The sequence below is a fragment of the Paenibacillus alginolyticus DSM 5050 = NBRC 15375 genome (assembly GCF_000422905.1).
Taxonomy (GTDB): domain Bacteria; phylum Bacillota; class Bacilli; order Paenibacillales; family NBRC-103111; genus Paenibacillus_E; species Paenibacillus_E alginolyticus.
Map to the genome: position 1 here is coordinate 1 of NZ_AUGY01000202.1, position 3,495 is coordinate 3,495.

The 3,495-nt window shown below is 42.7% G+C and carries 5 protein-coding genes and 1 pseudogene; all 6 read left to right on the plus strand.

Annotated features, from left to right (window positions below; all coding sequences use genetic code 11):
- Positions 1–256 (plus strand): YhcN/YlaJ family sporulation lipoprotein (locus G519_RS46680; protein ID WP_036635512.1); only part of this gene is annotated, 256 nt, incomplete at its 5' end.
- Positions 257–298: 42 nt separating this feature from the next.
- A pseudogene (locus G519_RS46685) lies at positions 299–643 on the plus strand (transposase); the annotation flags it as partial.
- A 458-nt stretch (positions 644–1,101) separates the two neighbouring features.
- A complete protein-coding gene (locus tag G519_RS0138025; RefSeq protein ID WP_029198984.1) occupies positions 1,102–2,613 on the plus strand; it encodes a phospholipase D-like domain-containing protein in 1,512 nt (503 codons plus the stop codon).
- Between the two features lie 179 nt (positions 2,614–2,792).
- Entirely contained in the window at positions 2,793–3,032 is a 240-nt protein-coding gene (locus G519_RS52800) for a spore germination protein (RefSeq protein WP_268633517.1), read from the plus strand.
- 42 nt (positions 3,033–3,074) lie between these two features.
- Positions 3,075–3,275: a hypothetical protein gene (locus G519_RS0138030; RefSeq protein WP_029198985.1), complete on the plus strand. Its 201-nt coding sequence runs from the start codon at positions 3,075–3,077 to the stop codon at positions 3,273–3,275.
- 81 nt (positions 3,276–3,356) lie between these two features.
- Positions 3,357–3,495, plus strand: a 139-nt coding sequence (locus G519_RS53850; RefSeq protein WP_161632987.1) for a helix-turn-helix domain-containing protein, incomplete at its 3' end; no start/stop codon positions are given.

Genomic DNA, 3,495 nt, shown 5'->3' on the forward strand with positions numbered 1-3,495 from the left:
CGATCCGACCATCCAAAATGTATATGTTTCCACCAATCCGGATTTCATCGACCGAATCAATGCGTACGTTAGGGATGTGCAAAAAGGACGGCCGGTCGCAGGTTTTGTTGAGGAATTTAATGTGATGGTACATTCTCGAATGCCCGGTAACGAAATCCTGTATTCCCCGTCTTTTGTATGGTGCGAAAGACGGGGCCATTCCCGTAAAATCGACGGACGATTATTCAACATCCCTATAATTATCTCATTAAAATAATACAGGATGCATTTATAAATATCAGCCTGGAAGACACGCTCTGGGAAAAACCAAGGCATTTACTACTTCGATGTAGAGCTATGCAAGAGGTGTCCGTTCAAGGAAGGGTGCTACAAGGATGGTGCGAAAAGCAAAACCTACTTGAATGACCATTAAATCCGAAGAACATACCGAACAAATGGCGTTCCAAGAAAATGAGTACTTTATGGAAAAAGCGAAGGAACGCTACAAAATTGAAGCAAAAAACAGCGAACTCAAACACAGGCACGGGCACTGGTATGATGTGTAGCCACATCCTCGGGTCTATTAGGCATGGAGATACAACGCGCAATCGCTATATTCACGGTAAATTTAAAACGAATATTGAATATTGAATCTTACCCATAGGAAAACCTGAACAAACAGAGTATTACATAGCGAAAAAGTCGACACCTATTCAAAAACAGAACAGGTGTCGACTTTTTTTCATGCTCAACCTTCAACTAAAACGAAAAACGCAAGTTTTTCAGTGGCCTCCGATATTCGTGGGGGATAAATGTTTTTAAACTTTTTATGTATTGTAATTATCTAATACATGTTTGTTTGGAACAAAATTGTTTCATACCATCCCATCTCCCCCAGACACAACCTTTACATTTTTTCGGTTGTTTGAATGTGCATTCATTTTTTGGAATTAATAATCTTGTCAATTTTGTTTGTACTCCTCTCGATAAATAAGCAGCAGGAAATAATATAACCGATATATAAATATGTATACATTATTTACATTAATTAGTTATTAATCTCAACGGATAACTCCGTGGAAGAATGTACATCTTATTGTTATCTCAAAGGAGGGGTTCATATTGATGTGGATTCTTGGGCTTTACATATTGAATACAGTCTTTATGTTAATCGTAGCGATTCGTGAGGTACGTCGACCGGCAAAGGCTTTAAATTGGCTAGTTATAGGGCTCATTTTGCCTGTTATCGGTTTCGGATTTTATCTTATTACTTCGAATCCAGTGCGTGTTCGTCGAAAGAAACTGACTTCTCCGCAAAATGCGTCAGATACGTTGCCTGATTCATTCGGCCCTTCAGCCTCGGTTATTTCTCAATCTTTACGGCATTTGACCGTCCAAGGGCTCAGGGTAGGGCGTATCGAAATGCTTACGAACGGAATTGAAACTTACCAGAAACTTATTGAATCCTTACCGAGCGCACAAAAGACAATTGATCTTGAATACTACATATATAGGGATGACCAAATTGGAAGGTACATTACTGACTTGCTGATTGAACGGGCAAAGGCCGGTGTACGGATCCGCTTTGTAAGAGACGGTTTGGGGAGTCGGAAATTTCCTCGGAGTCAGATCATACGGATGATGGAAGCAGGGATTGAATGCCGGACCACCTTTCCATTGCGTTTTCCTTGGATTTTGTCTACTTTGACATACCGGGATCATTGTAAGATCGTTGTGATCGACGGAAAGGAAGCTTTTACAGGGGGAATCAATGTCGGGGATGAGTATACCGGATTGAAGCCGAATATAGGTTTTTGGCGCGATACCCATATGCGAATTGTTGGTGAAGTCGCAAATGATTTGCAGGCTGTTTTCGATGCCCATTGGATAATCGCTTCGCCGGAAAGAACAAAGATAAGGACTAAAACAGATGATACTCGAAAATCCAAGCTTCCAAGGCATGAATCACAAAACATTTCTCCATCCGGCACGGCTGCTCTTTCCGGTTTGTCGGCCGAATTGAGTGCTGAACTCAGCACTATAGACGCTAGCGTTGACAGTGTCCAGAGCACAAAGCCGTTGCAGCAAGCGCACGTGCAGACATTCGAAGGTAATCCTGCAATTCCTACGCAAGTTATCCGGGAGGTCTACTTCATATGTCTCACACAAGCGACCGAGACCATTGACATTACTAACCCCTACTTTGTGCCCGATGCAGATATCATCATGGCAATAAAGACAGCCGTGGCGCGAGGTGTGCGCGTAAGATTGCTGGTTCCGCGCCACGTATTTCCCAAAATAGTAGGCCCTGCAAGCCGCACTTACTATGGAGAACTACTGGAAGCCGGGGTACATATCTACATGTACGACAAAGGTATACTGCATGCGAAATTGATGGTTATCGATGGGGAGATTTCCGAAATAGGTTCCGCAAACTATGATATAAGGAGTTATCGTCTAAATTACGAGGTGTGCGAAATTGTGTACAGTGCCGACGTAGCGAGGGAACTGACGGAACAATTCGAGCATGACCTTACGAATTCCGTACCTTTGCGCTTGGAAGAATTGCTACAGCGATCCCCTTCACAGCGCATAAGCGATCAAGCGGCGCGCTTGCTTACCCCTCTTTTGTAGGCCGTTCTCTCGTTAAAATGGATATTTAAATTAATAATGGAACTCGTTACTTTAGGTAGCGTGACGAATACCGATGTTATCATCACCTATATTAAAGGGATTACATTCGAGGCCATATGCAGGAAGTCCATGCACGAATTCATTAAATTCAAATCGATAACGTACTGGAATCAGGTTGTATTGCGTTTTCACCATTTCCAACGATTCAAAATACGGATCGCCTAGATGTTGTTGCTTCCTCCTTACTGGATGGACGCATCGCTATTTTAGTGGATGGAACACCCTTTGCGTTAATTGTTCAGACTTTTGGGATGGCGCTCCAATCGCAGAAAATTCAGAACATGCAATGCGTTTTTCTCGGAGGGTTCACGCCGGACAGCGCCAACAGATATTTTCTTGTGAAGGGTAATATGATGTAAATAAAACCTATTTGATAAATAGTATAGGAAGGAGCCAGATGGATGTCCGGCGAGAGAGATAATAAAGAGTTCAGCGATTTGAAAACACAAATGAGGGGTGCGACGAATTTGCATAATACCGACCACGTTGTGCAAATTAATCCAACTGTCCGCTGGTGCCGTCGATATGCGCAAGGAGCAGAATCTATTACAAGTAAATCCCGAAGCCAACGAGGAAGTCTAGTAAAACATGCAGCGCATTGAAGTAATCACAGAGGTGCTGTTTGTCTTTGCCTTTCCCGTGTTTATTTTCGCAGTAATCTTCTTATCAGCATGGTTGAAATTATGTTAACAATTGGAACCCAGCTCGTTAAGTTACGGCACAGTCGGTCACTTACACAATATCAGCTTTCGGACAAGACAGGATTAACCAGAGCTGCGATATCACACTACGAGAAAAATCGCAGAGAGCCGGACATTAACA